Annotated in this window: 14 protein-coding genes; 7 read left to right on the forward strand and 7 right to left on the reverse strand. The window is 65.2% G+C overall.

Translation table 11 applies throughout. The annotated features are described in order from the left end of the window. Entirely contained in the window at window positions 1–1,947 is a 1,947-nt protein-coding gene (locus ACEN2S_RS08735) for a 3-hydroxyacyl-CoA dehydrogenase NAD-binding domain-containing protein (RefSeq protein ID WP_441865071.1), read from the forward strand. 203 nt (window positions 1,948–2,150) lie between these two features. Here ACEN2S_RS08735 and ACEN2S_RS08740 read toward each other — a convergent pair whose 3' ends face one another. The 6 genes from ACEN2S_RS08740 to ACEN2S_RS08765 form a co-directional block, all read right to left on the reverse strand. Continuing rightward, on the reverse strand, window positions 2,151–3,800 hold the full coding sequence (locus ACEN2S_RS08740) for a GMC family oxidoreductase (RefSeq protein ID WP_441865073.1): 1,650 nt from the start codon (window positions 3,798–3,800) through the stop codon (window positions 2,151–2,153). Window positions 3,801–3,904: 104 nt separating this feature from the next. Continuing rightward, entirely contained in the window at window positions 3,905–5,299 is a 1,395-nt protein-coding gene (locus ACEN2S_RS08745) for an aldehyde dehydrogenase family protein (RefSeq protein ID WP_441865075.1), read from the reverse strand. Window positions 5,300–5,459: 160 nt separating this feature from the next. Continuing rightward, window positions 5,460–6,389 carry a helix-turn-helix domain-containing protein gene (locus ACEN2S_RS08750; RefSeq protein ID WP_441865078.1) on the reverse strand — a complete coding sequence of 310 codons (930 nt, stop codon included), beginning with the start codon at window positions 6,387–6,389 and terminating at the stop codon, window positions 5,460–5,462. Window positions 6,390–6,643: 254 nt separating this feature from the next. Beyond that, window positions 6,644–6,961, reverse strand: coding sequence for a DUF6525 family protein (locus ACEN2S_RS08755; protein ID WP_441865080.1), 318 nt, complete (start codon window positions 6,959–6,961; stop codon window positions 6,644–6,646). Window positions 6,962–6,972: 11 nt separating this feature from the next. Then, entirely contained in the window at window positions 6,973–8,178 is a 1,206-nt protein-coding gene (locus tag ACEN2S_RS08760; RefSeq protein WP_441865083.1) for a GTP-binding protein, read from the reverse strand. Window positions 8,179–8,549: 371 nt separating this feature from the next. Then, complete coding sequence (locus tag ACEN2S_RS08765) at window positions 8,550–9,473, reverse strand: LysR substrate-binding domain-containing protein (protein WP_441865086.1); 924 nt, start codon at window positions 9,471–9,473, stop codon at window positions 8,550–8,552. Between the two features lie 179 nt (window positions 9,474–9,652). On the opposite strand from ACEN2S_RS08765, the gene ACEN2S_RS08770 reads away from it, so the two are divergent. From ACEN2S_RS08770 to ACEN2S_RS08790, 5 genes are all read left to right on the forward strand, one after another. Continuing rightward, window positions 9,653–10,663 (forward strand): hydroxyacid dehydrogenase, encoded by a 1,011-nt coding sequence (locus tag ACEN2S_RS08770; RefSeq protein WP_441865089.1) that lies wholly within the window; start codon window positions 9,653–9,655, stop codon window positions 10,661–10,663. Window position 10,664: 1 nt separating this feature from the next. Continuing rightward, complete coding sequence (locus ACEN2S_RS08775) at window positions 10,665–11,345, forward strand: RraA family protein (protein WP_441865092.1); 681 nt, start codon at window positions 10,665–10,667, stop codon at window positions 11,343–11,345. A 75-nt stretch (window positions 11,346–11,420) separates the two neighbouring features. Continuing rightward, window positions 11,421–12,374 carry a Bug family tripartite tricarboxylate transporter substrate binding protein gene (locus ACEN2S_RS08780; RefSeq protein ID WP_441865095.1) on the forward strand — a complete coding sequence of 318 codons (954 nt, stop codon included), beginning with the start codon at window positions 11,421–11,423 and terminating at the stop codon, window positions 12,372–12,374. Between the two features lie 104 nt (window positions 12,375–12,478). Continuing rightward, window positions 12,479–12,940 (forward strand): tripartite tricarboxylate transporter TctB family protein, encoded by a 462-nt coding sequence (locus ACEN2S_RS08785; protein WP_441865098.1) that lies wholly within the window; start codon window positions 12,479–12,481, stop codon window positions 12,938–12,940. Between the two features lie 7 nt (window positions 12,941–12,947). After that, window positions 12,948–14,456, forward strand: coding sequence for a tripartite tricarboxylate transporter permease (locus tag ACEN2S_RS08790; protein ID WP_441865101.1), 1,509 nt, complete (start codon window positions 12,948–12,950; stop codon window positions 14,454–14,456). 213 nt (window positions 14,457–14,669) lie between these two features. Here the strand turns inward: ACEN2S_RS08790 and ACEN2S_RS08795 are convergent, their stop codons facing one another. Further along, complete coding sequence (locus tag ACEN2S_RS08795) at window positions 14,670–15,587, reverse strand: LysR family transcriptional regulator (protein ID WP_441865104.1); 918 nt, start codon at window positions 15,585–15,587, stop codon at window positions 14,670–14,672. A gap of 296 nt (window positions 15,588–15,883) precedes the next feature. On the opposite strand from ACEN2S_RS08795, the gene ACEN2S_RS08800 reads away from it, so the two are divergent. Further along, complete coding sequence (locus tag ACEN2S_RS08800) at window positions 15,884–17,464, forward strand: ABC transporter substrate-binding protein (protein ID WP_441865107.1); 1,581 nt, start codon at window positions 15,884–15,886, stop codon at window positions 17,462–17,464. The last annotated feature ends 74 nt before the right edge of the window (window positions 17,465–17,538 follow it).

The following is a 17,538-nucleotide window of genomic DNA, read 5'->3' on the forward strand; positions in this document are numbered from 1 at the left end:
ATGTCCGTTGTGACCATCACCCGCGATGCGGAAATTGCCGTTGTTACCGTCAACAACCCGCCGGTCAACGCGCTGAGCCAATCACTGCGCCAGGGTCTGTGGGACGCGGCGGAGGCCCTGGACGCCGACCCCGAGGTTCGGGCGGTGGTGTTGATCTGCGACGGGCGCACCTTCATCGCCGGGGCGGATGTCGCAGAGTTCGGCAAGCCGCCGGTGCCGCCGCATCTGCCGGATCTGGTTGGCCGGATCGAGGCGGCCGAAAAGCCCTGGGTGGCGGCGATCCACGGATCGGCCTTGGGGGGCGGCTTTGAAATCGCGCTTGGCTGCCGGTTCCGGCTGGCGCAGCCGGATGCCTCCGTGGGCCTGCCTGAGGTGACGCTGGGGATCATCCCCGGCGCGTCGGGCACCGTGCGCACGCCGCGTCTGGTGGGCATGCAAGCGGCGGTGGATCTGGTCACCACCGGCAAGCCGGTGCGGGCCGCTGCGGCGCAATCGCTGGGCCTGATCGATGCGGTCGTGACGGGGGATCTGCGCGACGAGGCCATTGCCTTTGCCCGTGCGGCGCTGCGGCGCCCCTTGCCGCAGCCGGTTTCGCAACGCCCGGTTGACGCGCCCGATGCGGCCTTCTGGGCGGCGGCAGAAGCCAAGGTGGCGAAGGCCGCCCGTGGTGCAGCGGCGCCCCTGCGCGCTTTGGCCAGCCTGCGCAACGCGGCCGAAAAACCCTTTGAGGAGGCAATGGCTTTTGAACGTCAGTGCTTCCTTGATCTGCGGGGCACGCCCGAGGCGGCGGCCCTGCGGGCGGTGTTCTTTGCCGAACGTGCAGCCCCGCGCCCGGCACATCTGAAGGATCTGACGGTGTTGCCTCTGCGGCAGGTGGGGGTGGTCGGCGGCGGCACGATGGGGGCGGGGATTGCCGCAGCCCTGCGCGATGCCGGTCTGCCGGTGGTGCTGATTGAGCGGGATGCGGCCGCGGTGGCGCGCGGTCTGGCCAATCTGCGCGCGATCTTCGAAGGCGCGGTGACGCGGGGCCGCCTGAGCGAGGCGCAGGCCGCCGAGCGGATGGCGGGCGTTATCGCCAGCACCGATTACGCGGCACTGGCCGATGCCGATTTGGTCATCGAAGCGGTGTTTGAGGAAATCAGCGTCAAGCGGGCAGTCTTTGACGCGCTGGGACGTGTCTGCCGACCCGATGCGATCCTTGCCACCAACACCTCCTATCTTGATCCGCAGCTGATTGCCGAGGGCGTGCCATACCCCGGGCGCTTTATCGGACTGCATTTTTTCAGTCCCGCCAATGTGATGAAATTGCTGGAGATTGTGCCGCTTCCGGGCACCGCGCCCGCGACGCTCGCCACCAGCTTTCATCTGGCGCGGTTGTTGAAGAAAGTGCCGGTCGAGGCGGGGATCTGCGAAGGTTTTATCGGCAACCGCATTTTGAAACGCTACCGGGCCGCCGCCGAGGCGCTGGTGCGTCAGGGCGTGGCGATTGCCGAGATCGATGCTGCGATGCGCGGCTATGGTTTCGCGATGGGGCCGTTTGAGGCGCAGGATCTGGGGGGGCTCGACATTGCCTATCTGCAGCGCGAGGGGGCACGGGCGGCGGGGCAGGAGGTGCCCGAGACTTTGGGCGATGTTCTGGTGCGCGCGGGCCGCAAGGGTCAGAAAACCGCTGGCGGCTGGTATGATTATGCGGCCAATGACCGCAAACCCAGACCTTCGCCCGCGGTGACGGCGCTGCTGGGTCCTTTGGTGGCGGCACCCCGGGAAATGCCGCGCGAGGCGGTGGCAGAGCATCTGGTGCAGGAAATGGCGGCGGAAGGGCGGGCCCTTTTGCAGGAAGGCATCGCGCGCAGCCCATCCGACATCGACCTGGTGGAAATTCATGGATATGGGTTCCCGCGGCGCCGCGGCGGTCCGATGTTTGCCACGGCGGCCGCGCGGCGGTGAGCGCGGACTTCCGGCGGCGCTCACAGCACGGGTAAGCGAAGGGCCCCGCAAAATTCAGGGCGGGGGCTTTTTGCAGGCATCGGCGTGCGGGGGCGCCTCCCGGCGGTGGCACAAAGACGCGCCCGGCCCCCCCCGTGGGGCACCGGCCCTTGCGCGCTTGGGGCATGGGGTGACAGGAGGCAATGGCGCCCCCTGCGCTTGGATTACCCGGCCTTGATCATGTCGGCGGCCTTTTCGGCCACCATGATGGTGGGCGCGTTGGTGTTTCCCGCCATCACCTGCGGAAAGATCGAGGCATCCACCACCCGCAGGCCAGCGACGCCGCGCACTTTCAGCTGCGGATCGACCACCGACATCGCATCCACACCCATTTTGCAGGTACCATTCTGGTGGTGATAGGACATCACCGCCGAGCGGGCATAGTCGGCCAGCTCCGCATCGGTCTGCACCTGCGGGCCGGGGTAAATCTCGCGCCCGCGCCACGGGTCCAGCGCGGCCTGCGTGCCGATCTCGCGCATTTGCCGGATCGATTTAACGAGAATGTCGACGTCATATTGGGTTTGCAGAACCTGCGGATCGATCTCCATCAGCGCCTCCGGGTCGGCTGAGGTCAGCGTGATCTGCCCGCGCGAGGTCGGCCGCACACCCGAGGCGAGCAGACTGTAGGCGTTCGTCGTCGGGGCCGCTTGCTCGGGCGCATAATAGGCGACGTTGAAGAATAAGGGCTGCATGTCCGGCCCGGGCAGCGCCGGGTCCGATTTGGCAAAAAGATGCGCATGCAGCACGGTGATCGCCATATCGTCCGGGGGCGGCAGCTCCGTGGCGCCCTCATAGATCACCGGGCAAAGGGTGTGGTCATGCAGGTTCTTGCCCACGCCGGGCAGATCCACCTTGGTCTCGATGCCGATGGCCTCCAGCTCGGCCCGCGCGCCAATCCCGGAGAGCATGAGGATACGCGGGCTTTCGATCGCGCCGCCGCAGACCAGCACCTCCCGCGCGGCGGTGACGGTTTTGACGGTGTTGTCCTGCATGTAGGTCACGCCCGTCGCGCGGCCATTGTCGATCTCAACGCGGTGCACGCGGGCATTGGTGATCAGCGTCAGATTGGGCCGGTCAAGCGCGGGTCGCAAAAAGGCCACAGCGGTGGATTGGCGCAATCCGTCCTTGGTGTTGAGATCAACATAGGCCACGCCCTCCTGATCTCCGGCATTGGTGTCGTCATTATAGGCAAAGCCCGCCTGCTGCGCCGCCTCGACAATCGCTTTCGTGACCGGATGAGGCGTGTAATCGGCCGTCACATGCAGCAACCCGCCCGCGCCGTGATGCGCATCCGCCCCGCGCGAGAAATCTTCGGACTTCTTGAAATAGGGAAGCACCGAGGCATAGTCCCAGCCCTCACAGCCAAATTCCGTGGCCCATTGATCGTAGTCCGAGGGATTGCCGCGCACATAGATCATCCCGTTGAGCGAGGATGAGCCGCCCAACGTCTTGCCGCGCGGCCAATAGAGGTTGCGGCCCTGCGCGTGCTCTTGCGGCACAGTGATATATCCCCAGTCATATTCCGTCCCCCAGAGTTCGATCAGGCGCATCGGGGTGGAGATCATCTCGGTATTGTCCGGGCCGCCGGCCTCAATCAGCAGGACGCGGGCGCCGTCCTCGCTCAGGCGGTTGGCCAGCACGCAGCCCGCAGAACCGGCGCCGCAAATTATGTAATCATACTGGCTGTCCTGTGCATTGGCAGGGTTTACCGAGGCGCCGAAAAGGCCACCGCCAAGGCTGAGAATGCCGGAAGCCACGGCCGTTCGGCCGAGAAAGTGGCGCCGGGTCATGGGAGAAGAAGGTTTCGCCGTCATTGTAAATCTCCTGTCCTGGAGCGCGCGGGCGCATGCCGGACCCCGGACCCCTCAGGGGGCCAGGGTCGCTCAGCCGTCAGCCTCGCGCTGTGTTGAAGGGGGGATCAGCTGAAAATGACCTGGATGTCGGTATATTCCGCGAGGCCTTCTTCGCCGAATTCGACCCCGAGGCCCGACGCCTTGACGCCGCCGAAGGGGGCGTTGGGCTGGACGAGACCGTGTTTGTTGATCCAGACCGATCCGCATTCCAGACGGGCGGCCACCGCGTGCGCCGCCGCGATATTGCCTGACCAGACCGAACCGCCAAGCCCGTTCGGGCTGTCGTTGGCCATCGCGATCGCGGCGTCCACATCGGTGTAGCGGATCACCGGCAGCGCCGGGCCAAATTGTTCCTCATCCACCAGCGCATCGCCGTTTTGCAGACCCGCAACGATGGTCGGGGGATAGAACAGCCCCGCGCCGGGCACACCGCCGAGCAACACCTGACCTTTAATTCTCGCCGCATCCACCAGCGCGGAGACTTTGTCGAACTGCATTTTGTTCTGCACAGGCCCGAGGACGCTGCCCTCCTGCATCCCGTCGCCCACCGGCACGGCCGCCGCATAGGCCACCAGCGCCGCGCAGACCGCATCATGGATGCTGTCGTGCACATAGAGCCGTTTCATCGCGGCACAGGTCTGGCCGTTGTTGATGAAGGCACCCCAGAACAGACCCTCGGCAATTGCCGCCGGATCGGCGTCGGGCAGAACGATGCCCGCATCATTGCCGCCCAGTTCAAGTGTCAGGCGTTTCATCGTATCGGCGGCGGAACGCATGACCTTCTGGCCTGTGGCGCAGGAGCCGGTGAAAACGATCTTGCGGATGTCAGGATGCGCCGACATTGCCGCCCCGAGGTTGGAGGTGACGTCGTCGCAGGTCACCACAGTGACGACGCCCGCGGGCAAGACGGCCTGCATCAACTCCACCAGACGCAGCGTGGACAAGGGCGTGTACGGCGAAGGTTTGATCACCACCGTATTCCCGGTGCGCAGCGCCGGCATGATGTGCCAGATCGCGATCATCACCGGGAAGTTCCACGGGGTGATCGAGCCCACGACGCCCAGAGGCTTGCGGTGCAGCTCAACCCGCCCGTCGCTGTTGTCCTGCAAGATCTTGACCGGCAGCGACAGCTCCGCGGTATGCGCGGCCCAGGCCGCAGCCCCGCCGACCTCCCAGCGTGAGCCAAGCCCATTGAGGGGTTTGCCCTGTTCCAGCGTGATGAGTTCGGCCAGCTCGGCCGCGTGTTCCTGAAGTTTGGCGGCGACCGCCCGGCAGGCGTTCTGGCGCTCGGCATCGCTGCTTTGCGACCAGTGCGCAAAGGCGGCCTTGGCGGTGGCCACCGCATGGTTCAGATCGGCGATCCCCATATTGGGCGCACGACCGATCTCGGCGCCGGTCGACGGGTTGATGACCGCAAAATCACAAACGCCGGTTGCGGCGGTGTTGACGGGGCTGTTCATATGTCTCTCCTCCACGGAGTGCACCCCTCTCCTCAGGGGGCATCCGGGTTTTGAGACTACGGTGCCCGCAGGCGGCGGACTTGGGCGAAAGCGTCGGCGCTTTTGGACAAATCCGAAAATGAGTGGATTTTTTGCAGGTTTTCCACCGCAGCAGGCGCGCTCAGCAGGCGCGGGCAACATCGCCGGGCGTCAGGCCATATTTCTTGCGAAATTCACGGTAGAAATAGGACAGATCATTGAAGCCGCAGGACAATGCGATGTCCGTCACACTGGTTGCGCGCGCGGCGCCCCCCCGGGCCGAGAGATGCGAATGCGCCAGTTCCAGCCTGCGGTTCAGCAGCCGGTGCCCCGGCGTTTCCCCAATGGCCTTGAACTGGCGTTGCAGGGTCCGCTCGGAAATCGACAACTGCCGCGCCAGTTCGCCGGGGCCAAAGCTGGGGTCGGTGCGGTTGCGCTCGATCAAGGCCAGCGCCCGTGACAGCAGCAGGCTGGCGGGTGTTGGTGCGCTTTGCGCGTTTGCGGAGTGCAGATAGGCCCCCATCAGCCCCCAAAAGACTTCGCCCAACGGATCTTGGGGTCCCGGCGTGCCCGCCATTTTGGCCAATACCGCCCGCAGCGCCAGCCAGAGCGGATCCTGCCGCGATATTGCCTGCCCATGGGTGCCGAGCGTGCCGAACCGCTGCACCAGCTCGGCGCGCGGCAAATGCAGCGAGATCTGGTGCGAATGCGCGCCGCCAAATTGAAAGACCGAAGGTGCGGCGGAATCCACCAGAAACATGTCTCCGCGCGCAAGATCGACCATCTGATCGCCCTGCAGAACCCGGCAGCGCCCCGCATCCTGCACCAGCAAAAAGAAGTGCTCGCCGGGGTCCTGCCGAATGGCTCTGGTGTCGCGGGTGACGTTCAGGGCATCAAGACTGACAACCGCCGCGTCGAACGGGCCGATCCTGCGGGATGTCACGCCCCCGTTGACCACGGCGTTGCCCCGGACCGGCTCAACGCTGAATTCGCCGCAAACGGTGCGGATCTGATCGGCAATCAGTTCAACGGGCAAAGCGTTGTGAACCGGCGTGACCAGTGGCTGCATCATGTCCTCCCTCCGCCGCGTTCGGCGGTGAGAAAATCGTGACGGATCCGGCGGGGCAATTCAACCAATCTGTTGGGTCACCGCATCGCACGGCGCATTTCCGGCGCGTCCTGCATCGGCCCAACGCGCAGAGCTGTGGTCTCAGCCCGCGGTGCTGCGCGCCGGTGTGCCGCCGATGGCCTCTGCACGCGATGCCGCCCGCGCGATGTCTCACGCGTTCTGCCGCCCGCGCCCGAGACGCCGAGGGGCATCCGGGCTCATGGCGGCCTGCGCCCGGATGCGGTTTGATCCGGGTCCGGGGCGGACAGGAACGGATGCGTTTGTCCCCAGATGCGGGCCACGTCCCGTTGCAGCCGCCGCTGTTCAAGCGCGGTCAACGCCGCCTGCGCGGCCCGGGTGTCGCCGCAGGCGTCGCGCAGCACCCGCAGCCAGACGCGGCGGACCGAGGCCGGGCTCCAGGGCAGCACCGATCCTGCCAACCAATGGCGCAGGTCAGCGGGCAGCGCATCATAGGCCCGCATCGGATCGCCGCGGGCGCGGCGCTTCAACGCGGTGGCGAGGTTGCGGCGTGCCATCTGCCCGAACCCTATGCCGCGCGCGTGCTGCGCCACACGGGAAACGGGTCCGGCAGCCCGGCCCAGAGCGCGGGGGTGAAGGTGCGCGCGGGCATCAGCGCACCATCCAGCCGGGCCCGCAGCGCCGCCTCATCCATGCCCGTGCCGATGAACACCAATTCCTGACGGCGGTCCCCCCAGAGGTCGTCCCATTTCCCCGCCACCTCGGCCAGGGCTTCGGGATGGGTCGGCCAGTGCTCCTTCGCCACGCTCGCCCACCAGCCCCCCAGCGGCGTGACCGAGGATACTGCCCCTGCCAGCGAAAACTCGGCCACCCAGTTCGGGCGCGAGGCCAGCCAGAAGTGCCCTTTGGCGCGGATCACGCCGGGCAGGTCGCCGTTCAGCACCGCATGGATTTTCTCGGGGTGAAACGGCGCGCGGGCGCGGTAGACAAACGAGGATATCCCGTATTCCTCGGTCTCGGGGATGTGATGGGCAAAGCCGTACAGCTCTTTGGCCCAGTAAGGGTGTTCATGCGCCCGATCAAAGTCGAAAAGGCCGGTGTCAAAGATCGCGCGGGCGTCCACGCGCGCGTGATCCGTCTCGATCAGCCGCGCATCGGGGTTCAGCGCCCGAATGATCTTGCGCGCGGCATCGCTGCGCGCGGGCCCGGCGTCCGTGGTTTTGTTCAGCACCACCACATCGGCAAATTCGATCTGCTCAGTCAACAGGTTGACCAGCGTGCGGGTGTCCTCTGCGCCCAAACTCTCGCCCCGGTCGGCCAGAAAATCATGGCTGGCAAAATCCTTGAGCAGATTGATCGCATCCACCACCGTCACCATCGTGTCGAGCCGCGCCACGTCGGACAGGCTGGCCCCGTCCGCATCGCGGTAATCAAAGGTGGCGGCCACCGGCAGCGGTTCGGCAATGCCCGTTGATTCAATGAGCAGGTAGTCAAAGCGCCCCTCTTGCGACAGGTTGCGGACCTGCTCAAGCAGATCGCCGCGCAGGGTGCAGCAGATGCAACCGTTTGACATCTCTACCAGTTTCTCCTCGGCGCGCGACAATTCCGCCCCCTCGCGGATCAGGTCGGCGTCAATGTTCACCTCGGACATGTCATTGACGATCACCGCCACGCGGCGGCCCTCGCGGTTGTTGAGGACATGGTTGAGAAGCGTTGTCTTTCCGGCACCCAGAAAGCCGGACAGAACGGTGACGGGGAGGCGGTGGTCGGACATGCGAGTCTCCGTTATGTTATAATATAACTATTTTTAGCACGATGCAGAGCGGCGAGGCAAGTGCCGTCAAACGCCCGGCGGGCGTTGCGCGCAGCACGGCGCATTGCGCCTTCCGAAGGGGCGGGAGATTGCCGGCCGTTGGCCCCGCGTTCGGCCCACATGCGCCCCACATGCGCCCGGTGTCGCCCGGTTCTGCCGGTGGGCTTGGGCGGCGTATCAGGGCGAACCGGCGGTGGGTACGCCGGATCAAAGGGCGATCCGGCGGCGGGTCTCTGCGGCGATGGTGACAGGGCAGATCCGTCAGGCTCGGCGGTGGCTCGGGCCGCCCCTGCAGAGCCTGCACCGCCGGGTGCGGATGCCTGCCGCGCGGATCAGGCGGTGCTTCCGCCGTCGGGGTTTTGCGCATTGACGTCGCGCGCAACGCCGTATTCCCCACAGACCTGTGTCAGAACCTCATGCAAACGGGCGATGACTTCACCCCGCGGCGCCGCGATGCGTTCGACGATGCCGATCCGACGCACCACTTGCGGCCGTCCGAAGGGCAGGCGCAGCAGGGCTTCGTCCTCGGCGCCTTGCAGCGCCACATGCGGCACAACCGAGATCCCCATGCCCTGACGGACACAGGTCACGATGGACCCGATCGTGTCGATCTCGGCCACGTCATTGGTCACGATCCCCATCCGGGAGATCTCGGTGTCGATCAGATTGGCCAATGGAACCGGGCTGCGAAAGCGGATGAAAGGCATCCGCGCCATCAGGCTGTCAATACTGTCCGCCGGTGTGCCATGCGGCGCGATCAGCCAGAGCGGCTCTCGCAGGAACGGGCTCCAGCGCAGCGACGGCGGCATCCCCAGATGTTCGGCCACGACCGCCGCATCCAGCCGTCCGGAGGCGACATCGGCAATCAGCGCCGCCGACAGCGACACCTGCAGGTTGGTTTTCAACGCCGGATAGCGGTGGCGCATTTGCACGATGGCCGCGGGCAGCAGATTGAGCGCGCTTGAGCGGACCGATCCGAGCATCAGCGTGCCCGAAATCCGGTCACCGCGCAGCCCGGCCTTGGTATCTTCGGCCAGGCGCAGCATTTCGCGTGCCATGTCCAGACATTGCGACCCTTGCGTCGTCAGCCGGGGCGGCCGTGAGCTGCGCTCGAACAACAGCACGCCCAATTCCTGTTCAAGCGCTTGAATTTGCTGGCTCACGGCGGAGGGCGTCAGATGCACCGCCTCGGCCGCCCGCGCGAAAGTGCCGTGGGTGGCAATGGCAACAAGTGATCTGAGTTGGCGGGTGTCCATGATTATATCCAGTTTTTCTTAATATAAAGCGCAGTTTTATGCGCTTTTGTGAAGCAAATATTGCGTTTATCAGATGGGCAGGAGGACTGATCTGTGGGGGCTGGAGGGCCGCTGCAGTTGCATTTTTCTTAGACATCAGACGATTGCCCGCCGGCTTCGGGGGGCCCGGAGACGCATGTATGAGCAACAAGATTCTAGTGACGGGGCCGGACCTCGACCCTCAGGCGGCGCAGCTGGTCATTGAACATGGCTTTGAGACGATTCACACGCCGCCCTATGCGGACAGCGCGGTGATTTCAGAGCTGTTGGTGCAAACCGGCGCGCGGGGGATCGTGTCGCGCATGGGCATGATCGATGCTTCCGTCATGGATGCGGCGCCCTTTCTGCGGGTGATTTCCAAACATGGCGTCGGTGTTGACAATATCGACATCGCCGCGGCGGCGGCGCGGGGGATCCCGGTCTTGGTCGCGACGGGTGCCAATGCGGTCTCGGTGGCCGAGCACACGATCGCGCTGCTTTTGGCCACGGTCAAAGGCCTGCTGCCGCTGGATGCCGGATTGCGCGCCGGGCGGTGGGAGAAACCCGGCTTTCTGGGGCGCGAGCTGGCCGGGGCGCGGCTGGGCCTGCTGGGCATGGGCGCCATTGCGCAGGCGACGGGCCGGATCGCCCGCGGCCTCGGCCTCGAGATTTATGGCCATGATCCCTATGCCGGTGATGCCGCCTTTGCGGCGCTGTCGGCCACGCGCTGCCAGCAGATCGAGGATCTCTTTGCGCAATCCGATGTGCTCAGCCTGCATTGCCCGCTGACCCCCGAGACGCGCAACATCGTCAATGCCGCGGCCATCGCCCGCCTGCCCCAGGGGGCCTATGTGGTGAACACCGCCCGTGGGGGCCTGATCGACGAGGCGGCCTTGCTCGCGGGGCTGCGTTCGGGGCATCTGGCGGGCGCCGGGCTCGATACCTTTGCCGTTGAGCCTCCCGCGCCCGATCATCCGTTCTTCACGGAACCGGGGATTGTGCTGACCCCCCATATCGGCGGCGTCACCCGGGAAGCGGGCGCGCGGGTGGGGGTCGAAGCCGTACGCGGCATTTTGCAGGTGCTGGCGGGGGAACAGGTCGCTCCGGAACGGATCATCAACCGCAACCTGCTGGCATCAGCAGGCAGACCCACCGCCACAAAAGGGGAATGACATGTCCATTGGCTTTCGCATCCTGAACCGCGACCGTGTCGCACCACAAGCGCTGGTCGAGGCCTTTGCCAAACTGCCCGTCGCCAATGTCTCGGACGCGATGCACCGCCTGACCGCCGCGGGCCCGGGGCTGCGGCCGGTGCACAGCGCGGGGGGCATGGCCGGCGTGGCGCTGACGGTCCGCGCGCGGCCGGGTGACAATCTGATGCTGCACAAGGCCATCGACATGGCGCAACCGGGCGATGTCATCGTCTGCGATGCGGGCGGCGATCTGACGAACGCGCTGATGGGCGAGCTGATGCTGGCGCATGCGGTGAAACGCGGGGTGGCGGGGTTCGTCCTGAACGGTGCCATCCGCGATCTGGACGCATTCCGGGCGGTGAACCTGCCGACCTTTGCCGCGGGCGTTACCCATCGCGGCCCCTACAAGGATGGCCCGGGCGAGATCAATGTGCCGGTCTCAATCGACGGCATGGTGATTGCGCCGGGGGATATCGTGATCGGCGATTCCGATGGCGTGCTGTCGGTGCCGCTGGAGGATGCCGAAGAGGTCCTGCACAAGGCCGCCGCCAAACATGCGGCAGAAACCCGGCAGCTGCAGGATATTGCCGAAGGAAGCAATGATCGCAGTTGGGTCGATGTGGCCTTGCGCGCCCGCGGCTGCCACTTTCCCGACAAGTGAGAAACGGGTTCGGTGCTGCTTTGGGAGGCAGAGCGTCGGATCGCATAACAAACCTGCATGACAAGGAGGAGTGACATGCTCAAGAAGATCAAGATCGCGGCGCTGACGGGTGCCGTTGTGCTGGCCGCAACCGCGGCATGGGCCGAATATCCGGAGAAGCCGATCCAGGTGATCGTTGGCTATGATGCCGGCGGGGGCACCGATGTGATGGCGCGCACGGCGGCACCGTTCATCGAGAAATATCTGGGGCAGGGCGCCAGTCTGGTGATCAAGAACGTCCCGGGCGCCAGCGGACAGATCGGCGTCACCGAAGTCGCGGGGGCGAAGGCGGATGGCTATACGATCGGCACCTACAACCTTCCCGGAATGGTGGCGCGGACGCTGGACCGAAAGGCGGGGTATGATGCAGACAGCTTTACCTATCTCGCCAATGTGGTGAACGATCCCAACGTGATCGTCACCTCGAAGGCCAGCGGGCTGGATACGTTCGCCAAGCTGCTGGACGCGGCAAAGGCCGAGCCCGGCGCCATCACCGTCGGCATGTCCAGCCTGGGCGGAGATGATCATTTCATGCTGACCAAGCTGCAAAACCTGACCGGCACCGAATACACCATCGTGCCCTTCAAGGGTTCAGCCCCCGCGCGCACCGCCCTGATGGGAGGCCATGTCGCCATGGGCATTCTGAACATCTCGGAGGTGGCTGAATTCCAGGAGCAGATCAACGTGCTGGGCGTTGCCAAGGCCGCGCGCTCGGAATTTGCGCCGGAGGTGCCGACTTTGAAAGAGCAGGGGTTTGATCTGGAGAACGGCGCGTTGCGCGGCTTCGTGGCCCCGGCGGGTTTGCCGGCCGAGGTGGAGGCCAAACTGCTGGAGGCCTTTGGGAAACTGACAGAAGACAAAGATTTTGCCGCCGCCATGGCCGCCACGGCCAATCCGGTCGAGCTGAAGGTGGGGGCGGATTTCAAGGCGCTCAATGCCGATACGCTTGGTCTGGCGCGGCAGGTTTGGGAAACCACCCCCTGGAACTGACACGGCCGTGAGCATGCCATGGTGCAGGCCCCGGACACGGGCCTGCACCAGAACAACCCGCGGTCGGGATGATCCCCTGCCGGTTCGAATCCAACGGAGCCCCGATGTCCAACACTTTATCTTCCCGATGGCTGCGGCCGGAGACGCTGACGGCGGTCGGCACCATCCTCGTGGCCGGCGCCTTCTTGCGGCCGACGCTGGATTTGCGGCCGATGTCGGCGCTGCTGCCGGCCGCCATGTTGATCGCGCTGGCCGTTCTGGCCGCAACCCTGATGATCCTGGATCAGCGCAAGGCAGCCAAAGGTCAGGCGGCAGAGCCCATGACCAAGGCGCCACGCCGTGTTCTGGGCGCCTTTGCGCTGATTGTCCTTTACACGCTGGGCGTCGATTTCGTCGGCTTCTACCTCGCAACCGCGGTCTCGGTGCCGCTGGTGGCCTATGCCTTTGGCTTTCGCCACCCCGGGGGGCTGGCCGCCGCCACGCTCATCGTTCTCGCCGACATCTGGCTGATCTTCAGCTTTGCGATGTCTCAGGAATTCCCGACCGGCCGCTTCTGGTCGATGTGAGGGCGCCATGTATTCAGATTTGTTGCACGCTCTGCCGCCGGTTCTCGGACTTGCCAATATCCTCGCGGTGACCATCGGCGTCATTGCCGGGATCATCGTCGGCGCGCTGCCGGGCCTCAGCGCCACGATGGCGATCTCGGTGCTGGTGCCCTTCACCTTTGGCCTCGACCCGCTGGTGGCGCTGGGCCTGATGGCGGGCATCTACAACGGGGCCATGTATGGCGGCGCCATTCCCGCCGTGCTTTTGCGCATTCCCGGCACCCCGGCGGCGGTGGCCACCACCTTTGACGGCTATCCGATGGCACAAAAGGGCGAGGGCGGTTTTGCCCTGCAGGTGGCCGTGGTCTCCTCCTCCATCGGCGGTATCGCCAGCGCCATCGCCTTGATGTTGCTCGCACCGCCCCTGTCCAAGGTTACATTGTTCTTCGGACCCGCAGAGGTGTTCTGGATCGCGGTTTTCGGCCTTTGCAGCATCATTTTCCTGCTGGGGGGCAATGTCGTCAAAGGGCTGATCAGTGCCTGTTTCGGGGTCTTTGTCTCGGTCGTCGGGTCGGATCCCATCTTTGGCAATGACCGGTACACCTTCGGCCAGTTGGAACTGCTGGACGGCATCAACATCGTGATCCTGCTGGTCGGGCTCTATGCCCTGCCGCCGGTGATCGACCTGCTGGAATCCCCGCTCAAGACCGAGAATGCCGCCGCCGACAATCTCGGCACCGAGCCGATCTGGCGCACCTTGCCGCGGATGTTCCGTTTCTGGAAAACCTGGATCCGCGGTTCGCTGATCGGGATCTGGATCGGCATCCTGCCGGGGGCTGGCGGGTCAATGGCGGCCTTCATGTCCTATAACGAAGCGCGGCGCGCCTCGAAAACCCCCGAGACTTGGGGGCAGGGCGAGCCAGAAGGCGTGGCCGCCGCCGAAGTGGCCAACAACGCCGATACCGCCTCGGCGCTGATCCCGGCACTGACGCTGGGGATTCCCGGGACCGCCGTTGCCGCGGTGATGCTGGGCGGCCTGTTGATCCATGGCCTGCAGCCGGGGCCGATGTTGTTTCGCGACAATCCCGACGTGGTCTTTGGTTTCATGTGGCAGTTCCTGTTTGGCGCGATCCTGTTGCTGTTTCTGGGCGGTTCGCTGGCCACCAACAGTTTCGCCAAGCTCCTGAAACTGCCGCGGCCCTTGCTGGGGTCAATCATCATCGTGCTGATGCTGATCGGGGTCTATTCCATTCACGGCCGGATGTTCGATGTCTATCTGATGCTGGGTTTCGGCGCGATTGGCTATGTCATGGACAAGTTGCGTTTCCCGCTGCCGCCGGTGGTGCTGGGGCTGATCCTCGGGGGGTTCTCGGAGGAAAACCTGCGGTTGGCCCTGCGCATCGGCCGTGGTGACTGGAGCGTGTTGCTGGCCAATCACACCAGCCAGATCCTTGTGGCAATGACGGTGGCCGTGGTCTTTGGGCCGACGATCAAGCGCCGCCTTTGGGATGGCCGCAACGCGGGCGCGCAGGGCTGATCCTCGTGATGGCGGATCCGCAGCATGCGATCCGGATGGGTTGGCTGAGGGTCAGGACGGCGTGCTGATGCCTCAGCCCGCCGTCCTGAATGCCACCGGGATGCGGGGCTGGGATACGGGGCTGGGATGCGGGGCCGTTGCAACGGGCCGTGCCGTGGCTGGACATGGCATGACCGTGCCGCGTGATTGCCGCGCGGCCCCTGTCCGCGCCGATCAGCCCTGCGCAGCCGCGTTCATCTCCTGGGCCAGCTGATCCAGCTCCCGGATGAAGCTGGCGAGCAGCGGACGGTGCACGCGATGACGGCGATGGACGATCCCGATGCTGCGGTTCCAGGTCGGGACGTTCAGCCGCAAGGGGACGATCTTGCCTTGCGGACCGCCAAAGGAGGCGCTGGCGCTGGACAGATAGCTGAGCCAGGGCGAGCCCGTCTGCATCGACACCTGAAAAGTTGATGAGGTTGTCTCGCAGATGGCATTGGGCAGTGGCAGCCCGGCGGCCGCGAACAGCCCGTCCAGCGCCGTGCGGTCGGGATCGGGCCTCGCGGGAATGATCCAGAGCCATTCGGTCAGTTCAGCCAGGCTGATGTTGTCGCGCGCGGCCAGCGGGTGATTGCGGTCTGCGACAATGCGGATCGGCACCTGCAGCAGATCGCGGTATTCCAGCTCTTCATCCGGGAAACTCCGCGGCCGGGACATCAGGGCGATGTCGATCATCCCGTTCAGCAACTGGTTCTGCAACGCCTGGCTCAGCTCTTCGTTCAGCGTCAGGTTCACGGCGGGATGTCTGGCCAGAAAGCGGCGCGACGCCTCGGGCAGCAGGGTCCGCACCATTGTCGCAATGCCGCCAACCCGCAGCCGCCCGCGTTGCGCCCCCCGCAGCGCTTCCAGTTCGTCCTGAGCCTCGTCGCTCAGCGCCAGAATGGCTTCTCCATATTCGATCAGGCGCACGCCGAAATCGGTGGGCCGCACCCCCCAGGGCCCGCGGTCCAGAAGACGCACGCCCGTGCTTTGCTCCAGGGTCCGGATGCTTTTGGAGAGCGCGGGCTGCGTGACGTTCAGCTTTTCCGCCGCCACGCCGAAACTGGCATAGCGCGCGACAAAGACCAGATTTCTGAGCTGCCGAAAATCCATACACGCACCCGATTGCCCTGTGTTGCCACGGTTTTGCCTGTGCGGCGGCGCGCTGTCCATGCCCCCGCAGTCTCATTATAACCAAAAGTCATGATATTGGTCATGATAGTTGATTGCTCCTCTTTGGGATCGGCATCACTCTGACAGGGTTCCCGGTGTGCCTGCGCAACCTGCCTCAGAACAACGCCCTGCGCGCTCAACGCGCGGTGGCGCGATGCGCGGCGTTCAACCGGTCGCACAGCGATACCAACCGACAGGGGTGTTCGGGCTGAAATGCCGGAACCAAAGGAGAAAATATGAGCTTTATTCAAAAGCCGCTGCTGACAACCGCCGTGCTGGCACTCTTGGCCTGCCAACCCGCTTGGGCCGAGGATCTGAAAATCGGTGTGAAATCGGAGCCGACGTCGCTCGACCCGCAGTTCCATGTGCTGGCGCCCAACATGCAGGTTTCGCTTGCCATATTCGAGGCGCTGACCGCGCAGGATGCGCAGGGCGGCGTGCAACCCATGCTGGCCGAAAGCTGGAGCCTTGCCAGCCCCACGGAGTGGGATTTCAAGCTGCGCCCCGGTGTCAGCTTTTCCGACGGGACGCCGCTGACCGCCGACGATGTGGTCTATACGTTCGGTCGCGTGGACAAGGTCCCCAACAGCCCTTCGTCCTTCACGCTTTTCACCCGCAAGATCGCCAAGGTCGAGGCGCTGGATCCGGGCACCGTTCGGATCACCACCAGCGAGCCCTATCCGCTCTTGCTGGTGGATATCGTCAACCTGCCGATCCTGTCGAAAGCCGCGGCCTCGGGCCCGGCGCCAGAGGGCCGCACGACCACCGAGATGAACCGTGGCGAGGGGTTGATCGGCACCGGACCCTATACATTCGTGTCCTGGGAAAAGGGGGCCGATCTTATCCTCGAACGCAATGAGATCTATTGGGGCGACCGTCCGGCATGGGACCGGGTGATCATGCAGCCGATGACCAATCCGGCCGCCCGCAGCGCGGCGCTGCTGGCCGGGGATATCGACATCATGGAGAGCCTGCCCACCGCCAGCCTTGCCGAATTCCGTGCCAATCCGGCCGTCAAGGTGGTCTCGGGGCCACCGGCGCGCTCGATCTATATCGCGCTGGATCAGGACCGCGATGACAGTCCCGGGCTGGGCGGCACCGAGGGCAGGAACCCGCTCAAAGACCGCCGCGTGCGCGCGGCGCTGTCGCTGGCAATCGACCGTGCGGGGATCGCCGACAAGATCATGGGCGGCGCCGCTGTGACGGCGGGCAGTCTGGGCACGTCTGCGATGTTCGGCACCAGCCCCGATCATGTTGACGCCGATGCCGCCGATCCGGCACGCGCCAAGGCGCTGTTGGAGGAGGCGGGCTGGGGCAAGGGGTTCAGCATCACCATCGGCACGCCGAACGGCCGATATGTGAACGATGCCCGCGTCACCCAGACCGTGGCCGCCATGTGGAGCCGGATCGGCGTGCAGACCAAGGTGGATGCGGTGGCGCCGCCGGTGTATTTCAAGAACCGGGATGCGCGCAATTACAGCGCCTATCTTGGATCCTGGGGCAATAATACCGCAGAGATCGGCACCACGCTGACGGCGCAGCTGGCCACCTATGATCCGGATCGCGGGCAGGGCACCTCGAACAACGGCCGCTACGCCAATCCCGATCTGGATGCGTTGTTGTCCAAGGCCAGCGGCACCATGGATGACACGGCGCGCGCCAGCTTGCTGCAAGAGGCAGATGCGTTGGCGATGGAGGATTATGCCATCCTGCCGCTCTATTTCGAGGTGCCGTACTGGGCGTTGCGTCCGGGCCTGGATTTCGCGGCGCGCGCGGATCAGTTCACCCTGCCGCAAGACGTCACCCCCGCGCCCTGATGCCTTTGGTGTTGTGATCATGAAATCTTGCCTGCCGCAGGTGCATCCGGCGGCAGGCCCCCCCGATCAGAAGG

This window comes from Phaeovulum sp. W22_SRMD_FR3 (genome assembly GCF_052113705.1).
GTDB lineage: Bacteria > Pseudomonadota > Alphaproteobacteria > Rhodobacterales > Rhodobacteraceae > JBGQOG01.

Excerpts from the sequence above, each read along its gene's own strand:
- ACEN2S_RS08765 (WP_441865086.1), bottom strand. The coding sequence starts at position 9,473 with ATGGACACCCGCCAACTCAGATCACTTGTTGCCATTGCCACCCACGGC.
- ACEN2S_RS08745 (WP_441865075.1), bottom strand. The coding sequence starts at position 5,299 with ATGAACAGCCCCGTCAACACCGCCGCAACCGGCGTTTGTGATTTTGCG.
- ACEN2S_RS08775 (WP_441865092.1), top strand. The coding sequence starts at position 10,665 with ATGTCCATTGGCTTTCGCATCCTGAACCGCGACCGTGTCGCACCACAA.
- ACEN2S_RS08750 (WP_441865078.1), bottom strand. The coding sequence starts at position 6,389 with ATGATGCAGCCACTGGTCACGCCGGTTCACAACGCTTTGCCCGTTGAA.
- ACEN2S_RS08790 (WP_441865101.1), top strand. The coding sequence starts at position 12,948 with ATGTATTCAGATTTGTTGCACGCTCTGCCGCCGGTTCTCGGACTTGCC.
- ACEN2S_RS08785 (WP_441865098.1), top strand. The coding sequence starts at position 12,479 with ATGTCCAACACTTTATCTTCCCGATGGCTGCGGCCGGAGACGCTGACG.
- ACEN2S_RS08800 (WP_441865107.1), top strand. The coding sequence starts at position 15,884 with ATGAGCTTTATTCAAAAGCCGCTGCTGACAACCGCCGTGCTGGCACTC.
- ACEN2S_RS08770 (WP_441865089.1), top strand. The coding sequence starts at position 9,653 with ATGAGCAACAAGATTCTAGTGACGGGGCCGGACCTCGACCCTCAGGCG.
- ACEN2S_RS08755 (WP_441865080.1), bottom strand. The coding sequence starts at position 6,961 with ATGGCACGCCGCAACCTCGCCACCGCGTTGAAGCGCCGCGCCCGCGGC.
- ACEN2S_RS08735 (WP_441865071.1), top strand. The coding sequence starts at position 1 with ATGTCCGTTGTGACCATCACCCGCGATGCGGAAATTGCCGTTGTTACC.
- ACEN2S_RS08740 (WP_441865073.1), bottom strand. The coding sequence starts at position 3,800 with ATGACGGCGAAACCTTCTTCTCCCATGACCCGGCGCCACTTTCTCGGC.
- ACEN2S_RS08760 (WP_441865083.1), bottom strand. The coding sequence starts at position 8,178 with ATGTCCGACCACCGCCTCCCCGTCACCGTTCTGTCCGGCTTTCTGGGT.
- ACEN2S_RS08780 (WP_441865095.1), top strand. The coding sequence starts at position 11,421 with ATGCTCAAGAAGATCAAGATCGCGGCGCTGACGGGTGCCGTTGTGCTG.
- ACEN2S_RS08795 (WP_441865104.1), bottom strand. The coding sequence starts at position 15,587 with ATGGATTTTCGGCAGCTCAGAAATCTGGTCTTTGTCGCGCGCTATGCC.